Consider the following 19,058-nt stretch of genomic DNA (forward strand, 5'->3'; position numbering starts at 1 on the left):
TCCTCAGCGTTCGGACGCGGAGGCGCGCAGGTCGCCCGGGGGAGTCACCGAGAGGGCTCCTTCCGGGTCGACGCGCGCCAGCAGGGCCGAGCAGAGCTCGTCGAGGAGGGTGACCTGCTCCTCGCTGAGGGCGTCGATGATCAGGGAGCGGACCTTCTCGACGTGGCCGGGAGCGGTGGCGACGACCTTGGCCAACCCGTCCTCGGTGAGCTCGGCGATGCTGCCGCGCGCGTCGTCCTCGGCCTTGCGGCGGGCGACGAAGCCCTGCTGCTCCAGCCGGGAGACCACGTGCGAGACCCGGGACGGCGAGGCGTTGGACTGCTGGGCGAGGTGGCTCATCCGCAGTTGTCGTCCGGGCGCCTCCGACAGCATCGCCAGCACCCAGTAGCCGAACATCGTGAGACCGGCGTCGCGCTGCAGCTGCGCGTCCAGCGCCGCGGGCACGACGGTCATCACGGCGGCCAGCTTCCGCCAGGCGCGCTGCTCGTGGTCGCTCAACCAGCGCGTGTCGCTCACACCTCGGAGCCTAGCAGCGTGAAGCTTCAAAGAGGCTGTCCGACCAGTGGCGACACGCCCTGCGCGGCGCAGAACGAGCCGATCTTGTCCCGCAGCTGCACCGCAGCCGGGGCCGCCTGCAGCGGTGTGCGCTCGAGCGCCTTGCCGAGCCGGCGCAACCGCCGCAGCACGGCTTCGGTGCGGCGGGACGTCGCGGCGGCCAGCACCAGGTCGACCTGTTCGGCCGCGCCCTCCAGGTCCCGACCGCGCAGCCGCACCGCGGCCAGGTCCAGCCGGGCCAGGCACAGCTCGCCGACGCGCCGGTGCGGTTCGAGCTCCTGGGCGTACCCGGCGATGGCGGTGATCGCGTCGCGCTCCGCGCGGGCCAGCCCCACCTGACCGCCCAACCACAGGGCGGTCGACGAGGCGTAGGCGTACTGCTTGGCGACCGGGAACTCCAGGAGCCCGGCCGGGCCACCGGTGTCCACGACCTCCTCGCGCGCCTGCTCGGCGCGGGTCAGGGCCCGCTCGGCGGCGTGCGCGTCGCCGAGCCGCGCGTGCGCGCGGGCTTCGAGGGCAGCCAGCCGCACGGCGGCCGTGCCGGATCCGGGCGGGTGGTGCCGCCCGTCGCGGGCGAGCTCGACGGCGTCGCGGCAGCGGTCCTCCCAGTAGGCCACCAGGCTCTGGGTGCCGCGGATCCAGCAGCGCAGCGCGTTGTCGCCGGCCTGCTCGGCGCACTGGAAGGCGGTGCGCGCCTGGGCTTCGGCCGCCAGCGGGTGCCCCAGGTCGAAAGCGGCGTTGGCCATCGCCGCGCACGCCAGCCCGGCGGTGTGGAACCAGTCGCGGGCGTGCTCGGCGGGAACCCGCCGTTCCAGCACCTTGAAGGCGCGGTCCCGCAGGTCGCGCAGCTCCACGTACAGCGGGAAGACCCGCTCGTGCGGGTAGCTCTCGATGATGCGGGCCACGTCGGCGCGGACGCGGTCGAGGTTCTGCGGCCCGCCGTGCCGGGGTCGGGTGGTGGGCAGTGGTTCGGTGGCCGGCATGAGGGCCTCGCTCTCGACGTGGGCTGCCTGCGAGGCCGCGGAGCCACGCGCCGCTCCGTCGCACCGGGGCCTCACGCGTACGGTGGCAGCCCGCGTTCGAGGCCCGCAAGAGGGGCTTCTACCGGGTGATATCCGCTGCTCGCCGGGTGTTGAGGATCCGATCCGCGGGGATCTCGCACTCCTCGGCGCGGGCGCACCCGTGGGCCAACCAGTCCAGCTGGCCGGGCGCGTGGGCGTCGGAGTCGATGCTGAAGGTGCAGCCGAGGTCGCGGGCCAGGCGCACCAGTTCGCGCGGTGGGTCGAGCCGGTCCGGTCGCGAGTTGATCTCCACCGCCACGTCGTGGTCGTGGCAGGCGGTGAACACCTCGTGCGCGTCGAAGGTCGACTGCGGGCGCTTGCGGTCGCCGACGAGCCGCCCGGTGCAGTGCCCGAGCACGTCGACGTGCGGGTTGCTGACCGCGGCGACCATGCGGCGGGTCATGGGTCCGGAGCGCATCCGCAGGTCCGAGTGGACGCTGGCGACCACCACGTCGAGCTCGGCCAGCAGCTCCTCCTCCTGGTCCAGCGAGCCGTCGCCGAGGATGTCGACCTCGATGCCGGTGAGGATGCGGAACGGCTTGAGCTCCCGGTTGAGCTCGGCGACCACCCCCAGCTGCTCGCGCAGCCGCTCGGACGAGAGCCCGCGCGCCACGGTCAGCCGGGGCGAGTGGTCGGTCAACGCCATCCACTCGTGCCCGAGCCAGCGGGCCGTGGCGGCCATCTCGGCGATCGGGCTGCCGCCGTCGGACCAGTCGGAGTGGGTGTGGCAGTCGCCCCGCAACGCCGCCCGCAGGCCGGAACCGCGCTCGGGCACCTCCGCCGTGTCACGCAGCTTCACCAGGTAGTCCGGGGTGTCTCCGCGGTGGGCCTGGGCGATCACCTCGGCCGTGGTGCGTCCGATGCCCTCCAGCTCGGTGAGCGTGCCCGACTCGACGCGCCGGTCGAGGTCGGAGACGTCGCCGAGGACCGCCGCAGCGCGCCGGAAGGCCCGCACGCGGTAGGTGGGCGCGTTCCGCCGCTCCAGCCAGAAGGCGATCTCGCGCAGCGCCGAGACCGCACCACCATCGCTCATCCGTCCTTGGTAGCCGGAGACGTCGACGTTCGCCACCGTGACACCGAGGAGCGTTCCCCTGCGGTGTCCGCGGGGGTTGGATGGGGTGCGGACGCGTCCCCCTACTTGCGACGAGGTGTGCCCAGTGCAGCAGTACGAGATCGCGGTGTTGCCCGGTGACGGCATCGGCAACGAGGTCATGCCCGAAGCCCTGCGGGTGCTCGACGTGATCGGCGCGAAGTACGGCGTGCGGTTCGACCGCCGGCACTTCGACTGGAGCTGCGAGACCTACCGCAAGACCGGCCGGATGATGCCCGAGGACGGCCTCGACCGGCTGCGCGACCACCACGCGATCCTGCTGGGCGCGGTGGGCTACCCGGGCGTGCCCGACCACATCTCGCTGTGGGGGCTGCTGATCCCGATCCGCCGGGTCTTCGACCAGTACGTCAACCTGCGGCCGGTGCGGCTGCTGCCCGGCGTGACGCCGCCGGTGCGCGACAAGCAGCCCGGTGACATCGACTTCTGGGTGGTGCGGGAGAACACCGAAGGCGAGTACTCCCAGCTCGGCGGTCGCCAGAACGAGGGCACCGACCGGGAGAGCGTGCTGCAGACCGCGTCGTTCTCCCGCTTCGGCACCGACCGCGTCATGCGCTACGCCTTCGAGCTGGCACGCCGCCTGGACAAGCCGCACGTGACCTCGGCGACGAAGTCCAACGGGATCTACTACTCAATGCCGTTCTGGGACGAGCGGTTCGCCGAGATCGCCCAGCAGTACCCGGACGTCCGGGTGGACCAGGACCACATCGACATCCTGTGCGCGCGGTTCGTGATGAGCCCGGAGCGCTTCGACGTGGTGGTGGCCAGCAACCTCTTCGGCGACATCCTCTCGGACCTGGGGCCGGGGGTGACCGGAACGATCGGAGTGGCGCCCTCGGGCAACATCAACCCGGAGGGCGAGCACCCGTCTACGTTCGAGCCGGTGCACGGTTCGGCGCCGGACATCGCGGGCACGGGCATCGCCAACCCGATCGGCCAGATCTGGTCGGCGGCCATGATGCTGGACCACCTGGGCCTGACCGAGGCGGGCGCCGACGTGGTCGCCGCGATCGAGCAGGTGCTCTCCGACGACAGCACCCCGCGCACGCCCGACATGGGCGGCACGGCCCGGACGGAGGACCTGGGGAAGGCGATCGCCGAGGCGGTCAAGGACTGACGCGGGAGGCCACGGCGAAGAGCCGGTCCTCCTGGCCCGGTCGGCCGACCAGCTGCAGGCCGACCGGGAGCCCCCGCACCGCACCGGCGGGCAGCGAGAGGGCCGGGACACCGGCGAGGTTCCACGGCCGGGTGAGGCCGATGAGCGCGCCGCGCAGCGGGATCCGGGCGCCCTGCACCTCGACCTGGCGCTCGTCGACCTCGGGCGCCGGCACGCAGGTGGTGGGCAAGGCCAGCAGCTCGACCTCGTCGAGCAGGGCGGCGACCACGCCGCGCCACTCGTCGCGCTCGGTCAGGGCCCGCACGTACTGCCACCCCGCGGTTTCGCCGGCCTTGCGCAGGATCGCCAGCACGTCGTCGGTGAACAGCTGCGGGGCGTCGGCGACGCGCTCGGCGTGCACGGCGTGGGCTTCGCTGAACTGGATCGCGCCGAAGGCGCGCAGCATCCCGTCCAGCCCGGCCGGCCGGACCTCGCGCACGTCGAGGCCGTCGACGTCCAGCGCGGCGCGCGCGGTGGCGGTGACCTGCGGGTCGGTGGGGTGCAGCACGTCCGGGGGGATCCAGCCGATGCTGACCTCCGAGCCGTGCTCGCGGCTGGGCATCGGCCGCAGACCGGCCAGGGCGCGGTAGCCGAGCCGGCAGTCCTCGGTGGTGGCGGCGAGGACGCCGACGTGGTCGAGGGTCTGCGACAGCGGGAAGACCCCTGCGGTGGGGACCGCCCCGTAGGCGGGTTTGAAGCCGGCGACCCCGCACAGCGACGCGGGGATGCGCACCGAACCGCCGGTGTCGGTACCCAGCGCCAGCGGCACCATCCCGGCTGCCACCGCCGCCCCGCTGCCGCCGCTGGACCCACCGGTCATCCGCGTCGGGTCGTGCGGGTTGCGGGACGGGCCGTTGCAGGCGCGGTCTCCGGTGGCGCCGAAGGCGAACTCGTGGGTGGTGGTCTTGCCGACCACGACCGCACCGGCTTCGCGCAACCGCGCCACGCACTCGGCATCCTCTGTGGACACGTGGTCGGCGAAGTGGGCCGACCCCATGGTGGTGCGCACTCCGGCGACGTCGATGATGTCCTTGACCGCGACCGGGATCCCGTGCAGCGGGCCGCGGTCGCGGCCTTCGGCGAGCTCGGCGTCCGCCTTCTCCGCGGCGCGCAGCGCACCTTCCCGGTCGACGGTGACGAAGGCGTTGATCCCGCCGTCGAGCGCGTCGATGGCGCGCAGCGCCGCCTGGGTGAGGTCGACGGCCCGCACGTCCCCGGCGCGCACCTGCCCACCGAGCTCATCGATGGTGCGGCTGTGGAAGAAGCCCGTCGTCTGCTGCGTCCCAGTGCTCACCGCGCCTCCCGCCCCCGACTGGCCAGCGAAGGGCTCATCTTGCGCGTGCGCACCGCGATCGTCAACGCCCCGCCCGCACCGCGGTGATCGCGCTGAGCAGCACCACCAGCACCGTCATCGACAGGCACAGCACCGTCACCGAGACGTCTTGCGCGGGGCCACCTCCGGCCAGCCCGGTCAGCAGCGCTTCGAAGCCGACGAAGACCAGGACCGCGGAGAACGCCACGGCCACGTCGGGCACCCGCACGCACACCCGGGCGGTCAACCGCACCAGCCGGACCGCGCCGAGCAGCGCCAGCAGGTTCGCGCACAGCACGAGAACCCCCGCACCGCCGGCGGCGACGGCGAACGCGCCGAGCACGACGGCGACCGGGATCGCGATGAGCGCCGCCGGCCCCGCCTCGGGCAGCCCTCGCTCGCCGTGCCGGAACAGCCACCAGGACCCGGCCAGCACCACCAGCCCGAACAGCGCCGAAAGCCACGCCACACCGGGAACTCCGGTGGTCACCAGCAGCGCGCGGGTCAGCACCGAGGCCCCGACGGCGACCGCGACGAGGCGTTCCGCGCCCGGTGCGCGGTGGGTCAGCACCACCAGCAGGACCACCAAGTCGACCGTGAGCACCCACGCCGATCCCCAGGCCGCGAGGAACTCCCCCGCCAGCGCGGGCGCGGCGAACGACGTACCCAGGGCGAGCAGCAGTGCGGCGGCGATCCCGGAGCCGATCACGGGCAGGTCGTGGCGGGTGGGAGCACGTCCTCGGGCGCAGGCGAGCAGGTCGGCGGCCACCGCTGCGAGCAGCACGGCCACCGCTGCGGACGGGAATAACGCGGGCACGCTCATGGGCGCCTCCGGCTTGGGGAGCGATCGTTGGTCCCCGCAGGCCTCGGCGATCGGCCTGGCACCGGTGGTTGTAGTCCGGCGGACCCGAGGTGTCCAGGACCACACCGGTGATCCATCCGTTCGGCCCAAGCGCTGCTCCACACTGGACGAAGTCGTTCCGCCACGCGCCAGACGGCCGGATCAGGCGGCATACTGTATGCTAAAGCCACACGGGCGCCAGCCCGCGGCCATCATCGGCACGAGCAACCGGAGCTGACCGCATGTCGCTGACCTCGAAACTGTCCGAGGGCCTCGCCGCCCGTCAGGTGGCACGCCCGGTGCCGCTGCGCGAGACGGTCTACGAGGCCATCCTCGAGCTGATCATCACCGGTGAGCTCAAGCCCGGCCAGCACCTGGTCGAGAAGGAGCTCGCCGAGGCGCTGGGGGTCTCGCGCCAGCCCGTCCGCGAAGCGCTGCAGTGGCTCAAGAAGGACGAGTGGGTCGACCTGCGCCCCGGGTACGGCGCCTTCGTCCACAACCCGACCGTCGAAGAGGCCGACCAGCTCCTGGGCGTGCGCACCCTCCTCGAGGCCGAATCCGCTCGGCTGGCCGCGCTGAACTCCACCAAGGAGGGCGTGGCCGAGCTCAAGCGCATCTACAAGTCCGGCCTGGCCGCGCTCAAGGCCGACGACGTCGACGCCGTCGTGGCGGCCAACGCCGAGCTGCACGCCACGATCACCGAGATGTCGGGCAACAAGGTCCTCAACGAACTCGCCGCGCAGATCAACCGCCGAGTCCGCTGGTACCACACGCCAGTGGCCAAGACCCGCGGCAAGAAGGCCTGGGACGAGCACTCCGCGCTCATCGACGCCATCGCCAAGAAGGACGCCGACACGGCGGCCCGGCTCATGCGCGAGCACACCGAGCACACCCGGCAGAGCTACCACGAGCAGAGCTCGGAGGGGTAGGTCGCAGCCTCCGCTCGCGAGGACTTCTCGTGTGAAAGCCCCGAGAAAGCCGGATCGGGCACCATCCTTGGTGCCTGCCTGGGGCACAGGGCGTCCGCATGAGTCGATGTGGCGGTCGCCCAGGTGGCCGGGTGCCGGTTCGGTGGGTCATGGGGGATTCCACCGCGCCGGCGCCGGCGTCACCGTCAGGGAGGGGGACCACGGGGCAGCCGCTTGTGGGGAGCGGCTGCCCCTCCCCGTCGGCGCACCTCGGCACCGGCCTCAGGACAGCAACGCGCTCCCGCAGGTGATCTTCGCGAGGTGGTCGAGCGCCCGCTCCGCGGGCAACTGGCCGTGGAGCGCCGTGTGGGCGTCCCGGAAGCGGCGTTCGACGCCGTAGTCCTCGCGGAACGCGTGCTGCCCGCAGACCTTGATGCCGAGTTCGGCGACGTGGATGGCGTTCTCGCCGGTGAGCGCCCGGGCCTCGAGCAGTCGCTCGAGGCCGTCGGGCTGCCAGCTGCTCTGGACGGCATCGGTGAGCACCAGCCTCGCGGTGTCGACCTTCGTGCGCATCCGGGCGAGGTCGGCCCGGACCTCCGGCTGCCGGGTCGGCGGTTCCTGCCACCGCGACCAGGAGGGTTGCGGGCCGGTGACGCAGTCGACGCTGCGGCTGAGCACCGCTTCCACCAGCCCCAGCGCGAGCGCCGCCTGCAGCGCGCACGTCCACGGCAAGAGCACCTCGACCAGAGGGTGAGCGCCCTCGCCGTCGGCGCCGATCGCGGCTGATCCGGGCACCCGGACGGGATCGGCGGTGACCGTGGCGGTGGCGCTGCCGCGCAGGCCGACCGCGTCGACGGAAGCGGGGATGCACAAGCCGGGCGCTGCGCCCGGAACCAGCCACAGCGACAGGCCGCCCCGCGCCCCGGCGGGCAGGCTCGACCAGACGTAGCTGTCGGCTTCACCGGCGGAGGTCACCCAGTTCTTGCGCGCTGACAGGGCGACGACTCCCCGCCCGGCCACGGCCTGACCGGCGGGGACGAGTCCGGGGTTGCCGGTCTCGACCAGTGCCAGGGTGCTGAGGTGACGCCCTGCGGCGATGGTGCGGAGCAAGTCCTCTCCGGCGTGCCGGGCCAGCAGTGCCGTGGCGGCGTAGTGCGAAGCCACCACCGCCGCGGTGGAACCGCAGACGCCGGCGAGCCGGCGGACGACCTCGACGGCTTCGCCGAGCCCGTGCCCGGCGCCGCCGTGGCGCTTGGGCAGGGTCAGGCCCAGCAGACCGGCCTCACCCAGGGCGTTGACGTTCTCGCGCGGGAACCGCCCTGCGTCGTCGACCCGGCGGGCGCGCGGTTCGACGCTCGTGCGCACGACCCGTTCGAGGTCGTCGCGGTGGTTGCGGCCCGTCATGCCGGGCCCCGGGACGGGCCCGCCGGCGCGCGGCGGGCCCGGGTCGTCGGGTCGAGCATGCTCACTCCCGTGGAGTCGGCACGGCGGCGGCGGGTTCGCGCGGTGCGAGGCGCCGGCCGAGCAGATCGCCGAGTGCGTTGATGGTGCGCAGGGTCGGGGCGTTGGCGCCCACCAGGTCGGCGAGTTCGACGACCGCGGTGAGCATCGCCGCCAGCTCCAGGGGTTTTCCCCTCTCCAGGTCTTGCAGGGTCGAGGTCTTGTGCTCGCCGGTGCGCTCGGCACCGGCCAAGCGCCGTTCGATGGCGATGTCGGGGTGGCAGCCCAGGGCGTTCGCGATGTCGAGCGTCTCGCGCATCATCGCCGTCACCAGCTCGCGCACCCCCTCGTGGCGGCACATCCCGGCGAGGGTGGCTCCGGTGAGCGCGCTGATCGGGTTGAAGGCGACGTTGCCCATCAGCTTGATCCAGACGTCGCGGCGGACGTCGTCCTCGACCGGGCACTTCAGCCCGCCGGCGACCATGGCGTCGCTGAACTCGCGACAGCGCTGGGAACCGCTGCCGTCGGGTTCACCGATGGAGAAGCGGGTGCCCTCCCGGTGCCGCACCACGCCGGGGGCGTCGAGCTCCGTGGCGGCGTAGACCACGCAGCCGATGGCGCGGTGCGGTGGCAGGACCCGGCTCACGGCACCGCCGGGGTCGACGGCTTCGATGCGGTGGTCCTCGTGGGGCCCGCGCAGTCCGTGGAAGTACCACCACGGAATCCCGTTCTGCGCGGCCACGATCGAGGTCTCCTCCTTGAGCAGTGGCTGGACCAGCGGTCCGCAGGTGGCGTAGGAGTAGGCCTTGAGGCCGAGGATGACGTGATCGACCGCTCCGATCTCGGCTGGATCGTCCGTGGCGTACGGCCTGACCTGGAAGTCCCCTCGGGGGCTGAGCACCCGCACGCCGTGGGCGCGCAGTGCGGCCAGGTTGTCCCCTCGGGCTATCAGGCTCACGTCCGCGCCCGCCCTGTGCAGGCAGGCACCCATGTACGCGCCGATCGCACCGGCGCCGACAACAGCGACTCTCACCTGTGATCTCCACTCTGGTCATGCGGCCAGGCGTGGGTGTCGGTGGCATTCAGTATACAGTATGTGGCTTGTCGGACAAGATTCTCCGGTCCGGCCACTGCGCGATCCACCCGACGGGGAAGCTCGCCACCTGGGCGAACATCTTGCAACGCGTCCACATAGGACGGTTTTGTGCCGTCGTCGCTCCCCCACCCTGCCTATGGACACCCGCCCTTCGCTGCGGTATCCCTGAGACACACCTCATACGGTATGCAGTATGTCGCCGACCGTAGACGCGGCTTCTTCAAAGGGGATGAGCGCACATGGCCCAGTCACCCGACAACGCAGGCGAAACCGAGCAGATCTCCGGCGGACACCTCGTCGCCAAGGCGCTCAAGGCCGAAGGCGTGGACACGATCTTCACCCTCTGCGGTGGCCACATCATCGACATCTACGACGGCTGCGTGGACGAGGGCATCGACGTCATCGACGTGCGCCACGAGCAGGTCGCCGCCCACGCCGCCGACGGCTACGCGCGCATCACCGGCAAGCCCGGGTGCGCGGTGGTGACCGCCGGGCCGGGCACCACCGACGCCGTCACGGGTGTGGCCAACGCCTTCCGGGCCGAGAGCCCGATGCTGCTCATCGGCGGCCAGGGTGCGCTGTCGCAGCACAAGATGGGCTCGCTGCAGGACCTGCCGCACGTGGACATGATGAACCCGATCACCAAGTTCGCCGCGACCGTGCCGCACACCGAACGCGCCGCGGACATGGTGTCGATGGCCTTCCGCGAGTGCTACCACGGCTCCCCCGGCCCGTCGTTCCTGGAGATCCCGCGCGACGTGCTCGACGCGACGGTCCCGGTGGACAAGGCCCGCATCCCGCAGCCGGGCGGCTACCGCGCCAGCACCCGCTCCGCGGGCGACCCCGACGCCGTGCAGAAACTGGCGGACCTGCTGGTCAAGGCCGAGAAGCCGTGCATCCTGCTGGGGAGCCAGACCTGGACCTGCCGCGCCACGGACTCCGCGGTGAAGCTGGTCCGCGAGCTCAACGTGCCCGCCTTCTGCAACGGCGCCGGCCGCGGCACGCTGCCGCCCGCGGACCCGCTGCACTTCCAGCTGGCGCGGCGCTACGCCTTCCAGAACTCCGACCTCATCATCATCCTGGGCACGCCCTTCGACTTCCGGATGGGCTACGGCAAGCGCCTCTCGCCCGAGGCCACGGTGGTGCAGATCGACCTCGACTACCGCACGGTCGGCCGCAACCGCGACATCGAGCTGGGCATCGTCGGCGACGCCGACGCCGTGCTCACCGCCCTGTCGCAGGCCGCCTCCGGACGCACCGACAACGGCGCGAGCCGGAGGAAGAGCTGGGTGCAGGAACTGCGCGAGGTGGAGAACGCCGCGCTGCAGAAGCGCTTGCCGCGCCAGCACTCCGACTCCTCCCCCATCGACCCCTACCGGCTGGTGCACGAGATCAACGAGTTCCTGACCGAGGACTCGATCTACATCGGCGACGGCGGCGACATCGTCACCTTCTCCGGCCAGGTCATCCAGCCCAAGTCCCCGGGGCACTGGATGGACCCCGGGCCGCTGGGAACGCTGGGCGTGGGCGTGCCGTTCGCGATGGCCGCCAAGAAGGCGCAGCCCGACAAGGAAGTCGTGTGCCTGTTCGGCGACGGCGCGTTCAGCCTCACCGGCTGGGACTTCGAGACGATGGTGCGCTTCGACCTGCCGTTCATCGGCATCGTCGGCAACAACTCGTCGATGAACCAGATCCGCTACGGCCAGATCGCCAAGTACGGCGAGGACCGCGGACGGGTCGGCAACACCCTCGGCGACGTCCCCTACAGCACGTTCGCGCAGATGCTCGGTGGCTACGGCGAAGAGGTCCACGACCCCGCCGACATCGCCCCCGCGCTGCAGCGCGCCCGCGAGTCCGGCAAGCCGTCGTTGATCAACGTCTGGGTCGATCCCGAGGTCTACGCCCCGGGAACGATGAACCAGACCATGTACAAGTGACCACCCCGTCCGCGGGATCCCCTGCGCAGCAGCGGAGGCCCGCCGCTGCTCCGGGACCCCACCACGGCGCGGGGCCGGAGCCCTCCGCCCCAACACGAACTCCCAGAACCCGCGGCGGTGCCGGTCGACCCGGCGGCTCGGCCGCTTCGAAGGTGAAGAGGTGCCAGTCATGAGTGCATTGGAAGGTGTGCGCGTCCTGGACATGACCCACGTCCAGTCCGGGCCGTCGGCGACGCAGGTCCTGGCCTGGCTCGGGGCCGACGTGGTCAAGCTGGAGGCCCCCACCGGCGACATCACCCGCAAGCAGCTGCGCGACGTCGACGAGGCCGACAGCCTCTACTTCACGATGCTCAACTGCAACAAGCGCAGCATCACGCTGAACATGAAGTCCGACGCGGGCAAGGAGATCTTCACCAAGCTGGTGGCCGACTCCGACGTGCTGGTGGAGAACTTCGGCCCCGGCACGGTGGACCGGATGGGCTTCACCTGGGAGAAGCTGCGCGAGATCAACCCGAAGCTCGTCTACGCCTCCATCAAGGGCTTCGGCGATGGCCCCTACACCCACTTCAAGGCCTACGAGGTGGTCGCCCAGGCGATGGGCGGGTCGATGTCGACCACCGGCTTCGAGGACGGTCCCCCGCTGGCCACCGGCGCGCAGATCGGTGATTCCGGCACCGGGATCCACACCGTCGCCGGCATCCTCGCCGCGCTGCTGCAGCGCGAGCGCACCGGTGCCGGCCAGCGGGTGTCGGTGGCGATGCAGCACGCGGTGCTCAACCTGTGCCGGGTGAAGCTGCGCGACCAGCAACGGCTGGCGCACGGCCCGCTGCGCGAGTACCCCAACGCCGAGTTCGGTGACGAGGTGCCGCGCTCGGGCAACGCCTCCGGCGGTGGCCAGCCGGGCTGGGCGGTGCGCTGCGCACCGGGCGGCGACAACGACTACATCTACGTCATCGTGCAGCCGCAGGGCTGGGCTCCCATCGCGAAGCTCATCGGCCGTCCGGAGCTCATCGACGACCCGGACTGGGCGACCCCGGAAGCACGTCTGTCCAAGTTGGACAAGATGTTCAGCATGATCGAGGAGTGGACGCTCAACCACGACAAGTGGTCCGTGCTGGCCGCGCTCAACGAGCACAACGTGCCGTGCGGCCCGATCCTGTCGACCAAGGAGATCATCGAGGACACCTCGCTGGCCGCCAACGACATGATCGTCAGCGTCGACCACCCCGAGCGGGGTGAGTTCAAGACGGTCGGCTGCCCGATCAAGCTCTCCGACTCCCCCGTCCAGGTCCAGCGCTCTCCTCTGCTCGGCGAGCACACCGCCGAGGTCTTCCGCGAGCGGCTGGGCATCGACGAGTCCGAACTGGCCGAGCTCAAGGCGAACGGAGTGATCTGACGTGGCTTACGACGGTGCCCGCGTGCGGCAGGTGCTCGACGCGGTGCGGTCCGAGGGCCGGGCTGCCCTGACCGCTCCGGAGGCCAAGCAGCTGTGCGACGCCTACGGCATCCCCACCGCCGGGGAGGGCCTGGCCACCAGCGCCGAGGAAGCGGTCGCGCTGGCCGCCGAGATCGGCGGCCCGGTGGCGCTGAAGATCGTCTCGCCGGACATCCTGCACAAGACCGACGCCGGCTGCGTGCTCGTCGACGTCAGCGGCGAGGCGGACGTGCGGGCCGGCTACGAGAAGATCCTGGCCAACGCCCACGCCCACACCGAGAACCCGGCCATCAGCGGGGTGCAGGTGCAGCAGATGGTCAGCGGCCAGGAGGTGATCGTCGGCGCCACCACCGATCCCACCTTCGGCAAGGTGGTGGCCTTCGGCCTCGGCGGCGTGCTGGTCGAGGTGCTCAAGGACGTCACCTTCCGGCTCGCCCCGCTCACCGCCGACCAGGCGCGCTCGATGCTCGAGGACATCGCCGCCGCCGACGTGCTGCGGGGTGCCCGGGGCGCCGAACCCGTGGACGCCGACGCGCTCTCGGAGGTGCTGCGCCGGGTCTCGGACCTGGTCAGCGACTTCCCCGAGATCGCGGAGCTCGACCTCAACCCGGTGTTCGCCACCCCCAGCGGGGCCACCGCGGCCGACGTGCGGATCGTGCTGAGCACCGAGGAGCCGGTGCAGGCACCGCAGCGCACCCCTGAGGAGATCCTGGAGTCGATGCGGCGGCTGATGACGCCGAGCAGCGTCGCGGTGATCGGGGCCTCCAACGAGGAGGGCAAGATCGGCAACTCGGTGATGAAGAACCTGATCAACGGCGGCTACGCGGGCGAGATCCACCCGATCAACCCCAAGGCCGACGAGATCATGGGCCGCACGGCCTACAAGAGCATCACCGACGTGCCCGGCCCGGTCGACGTCGCGGTGTTCACGGTACCGGCGAAGTTCGTCGCCTCCGCGCTGGAGGAGTGCGGCGCCAAGGGCGTGGCGGCCGCGGTGCTGATCCCGTCGGGGTTCGCCGAGACAGGCAACCACGACCTGCAGGAGGAGGTCGTGGCGGTCGCCCGCGAGCACGGGATCCGCTTGCTCGGGCCCAACATCTACGGCTACTACTACACGCCGCAGAACCTGTGCGCGACGTTCTGCACGCCCTACGACGTCCGCGGCGGCGTGGCGCTGACCTCGCAGAGCGGCGGCATCGGGATGGCGATCCTGGGCTTCTCGCGCACCACGAAGATGGGTGTGTCGGCGATCGTGGGTCTGGGCAACAAGTCCGATGTGGACGAGGACGACCTGCTGACGTTCTTCGAGCACGACGACAACACCAACGTCGTCGCCATGCACCTGGAGGACCTCAAGGACGGGCGCGCGTTCGTCGAGGCCGCCCAGAACATCACCAAGAAGAAGCCGGTGGTGGTGCTCAAGGCCGGACGCACCGACATGGGCGCCCGGGCGGCCAGCTCGCACACCGGGGCGCTGGCGGGCAACGACAAGGTCTACGACGACATCCTGCGCCAGTCCGGCGTGGTCCGGGCACCCGGGCTCAACGAGATGCTGGAGTACGCCCGCGGCATCCCGGTGCTGCCCACGCCGAAGGGCGAGAACGTCGTGATCATCACCGGTGCGGGCGGCTCCGGGGTGCTGCTCTCGGACGCGTGCGTGGCCAACGGGCTGCAGCTGATGGACATCCCGCCGGACCTCGACGAGGAGTTCCGGCGCTACATCCCGCCCTTCGGCGCGGCCGGCAACCCGGTGGACATCACCGGCGGGGAGCCACCGAGCACCTACGAGGCCACGATCCGGCTCGGTCTGCGCGACCCGCGGATCCACGCGCTGATCCTGGGGTACTGGCACACCATCGTCACCCCGCCGATGGTGTTCGCCGAACTGGCTTCCCGCGTGGCCCAGGAGGCCCGCGCGGAAGGGATCGACAAGCCGATCGTGGTGTCGCTGGCAGGCGACACCGAGGTGGAGAAGGCGGCGGACTACCTGTTCGACCACGGGATCGTCGCCTACCCCTACACCACCGAGAAGCCCGTCGCGGTGCTGGGCGCCAAGTACCAGTGGGCCCGTTCCGCAGGACTCCTCGGCTGATCGGCTGGCCGTCAGGCGCAGGGCGGGGTCGTTCCCTCATCCCTCCCTGGGGGTTCGGCACCGCGCGGGTGCTCCGGCGACTGGCAGGCGGTCCGCCAGGCCGCCGGAGAACCCGCCACCTGCACCGCCAACCAAAGCTCCACAGCTCGACAATGGACAAGGAGGTCCGATGTGGACGCTGAGAAGGCGCCTGGGAGAGACGATCAAGAACCGGTATTAGAAGGGGACGGCCGGGTCTGGCACGCGGGCGGGCTGGAACCGATGCCCATCCGCAAGCTGCCCGAAGCACCGCCGTCCATCCACCTGCTCGGCCCCACCGTGTTCCTCGTGGCGCTCGGTGTGGGCATGGGCGAGTCCTACATGTGGCCTCGCCTGGTGCTGATCTTCGGCCCCGAGATCCGCTGGCTGTTCCTGATCGGGGTCACGCTGCAGGCCGTCGTGATGCTGGAGATGGCCCGCTACGCGATGGCGACCGGGGAGAGCATCTTCTCCGGGGCGGCGCGCGTGGCCAAACCCGTCATGTGGTTCTTCTTCATCACCGCCATCGCCGTCTACATCTGGCCCGGCCACCTCTCCGCGGGAGCCGCTGCGCTGGAGCAGATCACCGGGATTCCCTGGTACGTCTCGGGATGCGCCGGTCTGCTGCTGGTCGGGGTCGTCTTCACGATGGCCAAGGTGATCTACAGCCTGCTGGAGAACGTGCTGTCGATCCTGATCGGCCTGCTGGTGGTCGGCACCGCGGTGATCGCATCGCTGGTGGGCAACCTGCAGGACCTGACCAGCACGATCGCCGGGATGTTCCACTTCGGGTACTTCCCGGAGGCGGCGATGTCACCGGAGTGGTTCCCGGTCGTGGTCGGCGCGATCGCCTTCGCGGGACCGTCGGGCATGCAGCAGATGTGGTACACGCTGCACCTGCGCGACTCCGGTGCCGGCATGGGCTCGCACATCCCCCGCATCCGCGGCCTCAGGCACGCGGGCGAGGAGGAGGCCATGCCCTCCCGCGGTTTCATGTTCGACACCGACGACCCGGCCGAGATGGCCAAGTGGAGGGGCTGGCGGCGCTGGGTCACCTTCGACGCGTTGCTGCTGTTCTGGGGCGTGACGATGCTGGTCACGATCTCGTTCACGGTCCTGGCCCAGTCGGCCTCGCGCGAGAACCCGGACGTGAAGACGCTGATCGAGACCGGTGAGCGGGAAGCCGCGCTGACGGCGATGTCGGACGCGTTCTCCTCGGCGGGATCGCCGGTGCTGGGCACGGTGTTCCTCGGGTTCATCGCCTTGATCGGGCTCAACGCGACGCTGGGCCTGTTCGACTCGTTCTCCCGGGGCCAGGCCGACATGACCTACAACTTCGTTCCCGGGGCCAAGCGGTTCGGGATCTCGCGCCTGTACGCCGCCTTCCTGTGGGGCGTGATCCTCTTCGGCATCCTCATCCTGCTGTTCGGGCCCGCCGACGGACCGAGCGCGATCCTGGACGTCCTCGCGTTCCTGTCCACCTTCGCGATGGGCGCCTACTGCGTGGTCCTGCTGCTGGTGAACAACCGGATGCTGCCCAAACCGATCCGGCCGCGGTGGTGGTCCAACCTCATCATCGGGTTGGGCGCCTTCTTCTACCTCGGCATGCTGTTCTACAGCCTGGTGCAGTTCGGCGTGGTCGTGAGCTGACATGACCCTGACGACGAGGATCACCGCACCAGGTCTGGTCATCGGCACCGTGGCCGGGGTGTTCACGGCGCTGTTCATGCTGGTGGCCGGAGCGCCACCGGCGTGGGCGGTGACCGGCGGGCTCATGCTCGCGGCACCGCTGGCCGCCTTCGGCGCCGGATGCAGCGCGCTGCGGCTGCGCGGGGTGTTCCGCGGCGGGGCGTTCGCCCCCGTCGCCCTGTACTGGCTGATCGCCTTCCCGCTGGCGCGGCTGGTGCAGGAGGTGGGCACCAGGTTGGTGGTCGGCGACAGCTTCGCGCTGCCGCCGCAACCGGTCTCGTTCCTGGTCTACCAGGCGCTGATCAGCGTCGGGTTCGCGATCGGGTTCGTGTGGGTGCAGGAGCGGCTGGTGCGGGGTGGTGCCGACAGATGAGCGGACCAGGCACCACCACCGACGATCAGCCGTGCGCGTCGACGAGTCGCCCCTCGTCGTCGCGCTCCGGCTCGGGCCGCGCGCCGCCACGGCGGTCGTGCTGACGAGCCGATCGGACCGCGGCGGACGTGGCCAGTCCCAGCTTGCGCCCGTCCGCCGCGTACCCGCGCGGCATGCGTTCCAGGTGACGCAGGATGGTCCCGATGATCCGCATGCACCTCACCTCCTCTCTTCCTCTCCTCGTGCATACAGTATGCCGACGTGGTGCGTTGTTGATGTAGTGCTTGTGAGCAGCAACACCTCCCCCGCTGACGAAGCTGGTGATGTCCATGCCCGAGCAGTGGACGATGATCGGGCTGCACACCCCGACGCTGGAGGTGCGCGACCACCACGGCCGCCGCTACCGCGTCGGTGAGCAGCCGCGCGAGCTCACCGGCCGCTCGCGCGCGGCGATGCTGTGGGCCTGCTGGCTGCCGATGCTGCTGGTGGGGACCATGCAGTACGCCTTCGGCGCGGCGATGCCGGGACTGCTGGCCGCCGGGCACGAGCTGCCCGTGCTGTGCTGGACCTTGGCCGGGTGGACGGTGCTGCAGGCCGGAGCCGGGTTCCCCGCCGCGCTGCTGCGCCGGCACGGCCGGGTCGGCCCGCGCACGCTGCTGGTGGTCGGCGGAGCGCTGTGCGCGCTCGGGATCACCAGTCTCGGACATGGCGTCACCACCGGGTACTGGCTGCTCGGCGGGACCGGGGCGGGGCTGGTCTACGCCGCCTGCACCTCCACCGCCGAGAAGTGGTTCCCGGAGGGCTCCGCCGCCCGAGTCGGTGTCGTCACCGGCGCGTTCGCCTACGGCGCCACCCCGTTCGTCCTCGCGCTGTCCCTGGCACCCGGCCACGTCGAGGCCGGGCTGACCGCCTTCGCCCCCGTGCTGCTCGTCGCCGTGGCCGGATGCGCCCTGGTCGTGGCCGACCCGCCTCGGCACTGGTGGCCCGCGCACGTCGACCACCGCGACTGGGCGCGGTCCAACCCGCCTGCCGCGCGCGAGTTCTCCGCCACCGAAGCGCTGCGCACCGCGGCGTTGCCGGTGATGGCCGCCTGCTTGTTCTGCGCGGCCGCGGTGTCGCTGTTCGACGCGGCCTTCCTGGCACTGCTGGCCGCTCCCCTCTCGCCGGTCGCGGCGATCGCGGTGTTCGTGGCCACCAACGGCGCGGGCCGGGCCGTGGCGATCCCGGTCACCAGGAAGCTGGGGCGTCGGCGAACGCTGCGGTGGGTGGTGACCGTGCAGGCGGTGGGCCAGCTCCTGCTGCTGGCGGGCATCGCGCAGGCCTCGGCCGGGTGGCTGCTGGCCGGGGCGACGGTCGCGGGCATCGGCGGCGGCGCGTTCTACCCGCTGTTCGCCGCCCTGGCGCGGGAGTGCTTCGGCCAGCGCCGCAGCACCGAGGTCCACGGCCTGGTCTACAGCGCGAAGGCGGTCAGCGGCGTGGTCGGCATCGGCCTCGGGTGGGCAGCTCTGGCGACCTGGGGCCCGTCCGTCGCACTGGGTCTGTCCGCGGTCCTCTCCCTGACCTCGGCGGTGCTGTGCGGGCGGTTGCGCAGGCCCGGGTTCCCGCGAACCCTTCCCACCGGCAGGCCCTGACCGGTCGGCACCACTCGCCTGGTCCACGCCACTCCGAACCTCGGGTCGCCAGGCCCAGGCACGGCCGAGGCCCGGTCATGCCGTCGCCCTGTTCGAGGCGCGCCCCGCTGCATCTGCACGCCGTCGCAGGGGAAGGGAGCATCCGATCGCGCGCCGAGCTTCGTTCACACATGCGCGCCTCGACCACCCGTTCCGCCGCGAACCACCCCTGTCCGGCGCCTTTTCGGAGGGCGGATCCGCATCCGCGGCGCCCGAGTGATCAGTTCATACCTTCGTCCAAGAAAAACGGGAATGGCGCTGGGAATTTTCAGAACAATTCACAAGAACTGACGTCCTCGCAGGCCACAAAGCCTCTGCTAACGTTCCCGGCGATGACGCCGTCAATTCGTCCTTGACTCGCCACCTG

The 19,058-nt window shown here is 71.2% G+C and carries 16 protein-coding genes; 8 read left to right on the forward strand and 8 right to left on the reverse strand.

The window, feature by feature from the left end; genetic code table 11:
• Positions 1-3: 3 nt before the first annotated feature.
• From EIL87_RS01590 to EIL87_RS01600, 3 genes are all read right to left on the reverse strand, one after another.
• Positions 4-516 (reverse strand): MarR family winged helix-turn-helix transcriptional regulator, encoded by a 513-nt coding sequence (locus EIL87_RS01590; protein ID WP_199740141.1) that lies wholly within the window; start codon positions 514-516, stop codon positions 4-6.
• A 26-nt stretch (positions 517-542) separates the two neighbouring features.
• A complete protein-coding gene (locus tag EIL87_RS01595; RefSeq protein WP_125088300.1) occupies positions 543-1,538 on the reverse strand; it encodes a hypothetical protein in 996 nt (331 codons plus the stop codon).
• A gap of 118 nt (positions 1,539-1,656) precedes the next feature.
• The gene (locus EIL87_RS01600) at positions 1,657-2,649 is read right to left on the reverse strand and encodes a PHP domain-containing protein (protein ID WP_125088465.1); all 993 of its coding nucleotides are present in this window, start codon (positions 2,647-2,649) and stop codon (positions 1,657-1,659) included.
• A gap of 124 nt (positions 2,650-2,773) precedes the next feature.
• Here EIL87_RS01600 and EIL87_RS01605 point away from each other — a divergent pair, with 124 nt between their 5' ends.
• A complete protein-coding gene (locus EIL87_RS01605) occupies positions 2,774-3,841 on the forward strand; it encodes a tartrate dehydrogenase (protein ID WP_125088301.1) in 1,068 nt (355 codons plus the stop codon).
• Here EIL87_RS01605 and EIL87_RS01610 read toward each other — a convergent pair.
• The gene (locus EIL87_RS01610) at positions 3,831-5,174 is read right to left on the reverse strand and encodes an amidase (protein ID WP_125088302.1); all 1,344 of its coding nucleotides are present in this window, start codon (positions 5,172-5,174) and stop codon (positions 3,831-3,833) included. The two genes, EIL87_RS01605 and EIL87_RS01610, sit on opposite strands and share 11 nt — an antisense overlap.
• A gap of 61 nt (positions 5,175-5,235) precedes the next feature.
• A complete protein-coding gene (locus tag EIL87_RS01615; protein WP_125088303.1) occupies positions 5,236-6,015 on the reverse strand; it encodes a hypothetical protein in 780 nt (259 codons plus the stop codon).
• A 260-nt stretch (positions 6,016-6,275) separates the two neighbouring features.
• Here EIL87_RS01615 and EIL87_RS01620 point away from each other — a divergent pair, with 260 nt between their 5' ends.
• On the forward strand, positions 6,276-6,962 hold the full coding sequence (locus tag EIL87_RS01620; protein ID WP_125088304.1) for a GntR family transcriptional regulator: 687 nt from the start codon (positions 6,276-6,278) through the stop codon (positions 6,960-6,962).
• A 261-nt stretch (positions 6,963-7,223) separates the two neighbouring features.
• On the opposite strand, the gene EIL87_RS01625 is transcribed toward EIL87_RS01620, so the two are convergent.
• On the reverse strand, positions 7,224-8,345 hold the full coding sequence (locus EIL87_RS01625; protein WP_125088305.1) for an acyl-CoA dehydrogenase family protein: 1,122 nt from the start codon (positions 8,343-8,345) through the stop codon (positions 7,224-7,226).
• Between the two features lie 61 nt (positions 8,346-8,406).
• Positions 8,407-9,414, reverse strand: coding sequence for a 2-dehydropantoate 2-reductase (locus EIL87_RS01630; protein WP_125088306.1), 1,008 nt, complete (start codon positions 9,412-9,414; stop codon positions 8,407-8,409).
• Positions 9,415-9,716: 302 nt separating this feature from the next.
• On the opposite strand from EIL87_RS01630, the gene EIL87_RS01635 reads away from it, so the two are divergent.
• From EIL87_RS01635 to EIL87_RS01655, 5 genes are all read left to right on the forward strand, one after another.
• Positions 9,717-11,414, forward strand: coding sequence for a thiamine pyrophosphate-binding protein (locus tag EIL87_RS01635; protein WP_125088307.1), 1,698 nt, complete (start codon positions 9,717-9,719; stop codon positions 11,412-11,414).
• A gap of 169 nt (positions 11,415-11,583) precedes the next feature.
• Positions 11,584-12,810, forward strand: coding sequence for a formyl-CoA transferase (gene frc, locus EIL87_RS01640; RefSeq protein WP_125088308.1), 1,227 nt, complete (start codon positions 11,584-11,586; stop codon positions 12,808-12,810).
• Position 12,811: 1 nt separating this feature from the next.
• On the forward strand, positions 12,812-14,941 hold the full coding sequence (locus tag EIL87_RS01645) for an acetate--CoA ligase family protein (protein ID WP_125088309.1): 2,130 nt from the start codon (positions 12,812-12,814) through the stop codon (positions 14,939-14,941).
• A 261-nt stretch (positions 14,942-15,202) separates the two neighbouring features.
• Positions 15,203-16,609, forward strand: coding sequence for an Nramp family divalent metal transporter (locus tag EIL87_RS01650; RefSeq protein WP_125088310.1), 1,407 nt, complete (start codon positions 15,203-15,205; stop codon positions 16,607-16,609).
• A gap of 1 nt (position 16,610) precedes the next feature.
• Entirely contained in the window at positions 16,611-17,021 is a 411-nt protein-coding gene (locus EIL87_RS01655) for a hypothetical protein (RefSeq protein ID WP_125088311.1), read from the forward strand.
• 25 nt (positions 17,022-17,046) lie between these two features.
• Here EIL87_RS01655 and EIL87_RS01660 read toward each other — a convergent pair whose 3' ends face one another.
• Positions 17,047-17,235: a hypothetical protein gene (locus EIL87_RS01660; protein WP_125088312.1), complete on the reverse strand. Its 189-nt coding sequence runs from the start codon at positions 17,233-17,235 to the stop codon at positions 17,047-17,049.
• Between the two features lie 115 nt (positions 17,236-17,350).
• On the opposite strand from EIL87_RS01660, the gene EIL87_RS01665 reads away from it, so the two are divergent.
• Positions 17,351-18,652 carry an MFS transporter gene (locus tag EIL87_RS01665; RefSeq protein ID WP_125088313.1) on the forward strand — a complete coding sequence of 434 codons (1,302 nt, stop codon included), beginning with the start codon at positions 17,351-17,353 and terminating at the stop codon, positions 18,650-18,652.
• The last annotated feature ends 406 nt before the right edge of the window (positions 18,653-19,058 follow it).

Source organism: Saccharopolyspora rhizosphaerae (genome assembly GCF_003931915.1).
Classification (GTDB): domain Bacteria; phylum Actinomycetota; class Actinomycetes; order Mycobacteriales; family Pseudonocardiaceae; genus Saccharopolyspora; species Saccharopolyspora rhizosphaerae.

What these genes read in the sequence shown, in the direction of transcription:
- EIL87_RS01615 (WP_125088303.1), bottom strand. Translation starts at nt 6,015, where the DNA reads ATGAGCGTGCCCGCGTTATTCCCGTCCGCAGCGGTGGCCGTGCTGCTC.
- EIL87_RS01655 (WP_125088311.1), top strand. Translation starts at nt 16,611, where the DNA reads ATGACCCTGACGACGAGGATCACCGCACCAGGTCTGGTCATCGGCACC.
- EIL87_RS01650 (WP_125088310.1), top strand. Translation starts at nt 15,203, where the DNA reads ATGCCCATCCGCAAGCTGCCCGAAGCACCGCCGTCCATCCACCTGCTC.
- EIL87_RS01665 (WP_125088313.1), top strand. Translation starts at nt 17,351, where the DNA reads ATGCCCGAGCAGTGGACGATGATCGGGCTGCACACCCCGACGCTGGAG.
- frc (WP_125088308.1), top strand. Translation starts at nt 11,584, where the DNA reads ATGAGTGCATTGGAAGGTGTGCGCGTCCTGGACATGACCCACGTCCAG.
- EIL87_RS01620 (WP_125088304.1), top strand. Translation starts at nt 6,276, where the DNA reads ATGTCGCTGACCTCGAAACTGTCCGAGGGCCTCGCCGCCCGTCAGGTG.
- EIL87_RS01600 (WP_125088465.1), bottom strand. Translation starts at nt 2,649, where the DNA reads ATGAGCGATGGTGGTGCGGTCTCGGCGCTGCGCGAGATCGCCTTCTGG.
- EIL87_RS01625 (WP_125088305.1), bottom strand. Translation starts at nt 8,345, where the DNA reads ATGACGGGCCGCAACCACCGCGACGACCTCGAACGGGTCGTGCGCACG.
- EIL87_RS01595 (WP_125088300.1), bottom strand. Translation starts at nt 1,538, where the DNA reads ATGCCGGCCACCGAACCACTGCCCACCACCCGACCCCGGCACGGCGGG.
- EIL87_RS01635 (WP_125088307.1), top strand. Translation starts at nt 9,717, where the DNA reads ATGGCCCAGTCACCCGACAACGCAGGCGAAACCGAGCAGATCTCCGGC.
- EIL87_RS01660 (WP_125088312.1), bottom strand. Translation starts at nt 17,235, where the DNA reads ATGCGGATCATCGGGACCATCCTGCGTCACCTGGAACGCATGCCGCGC.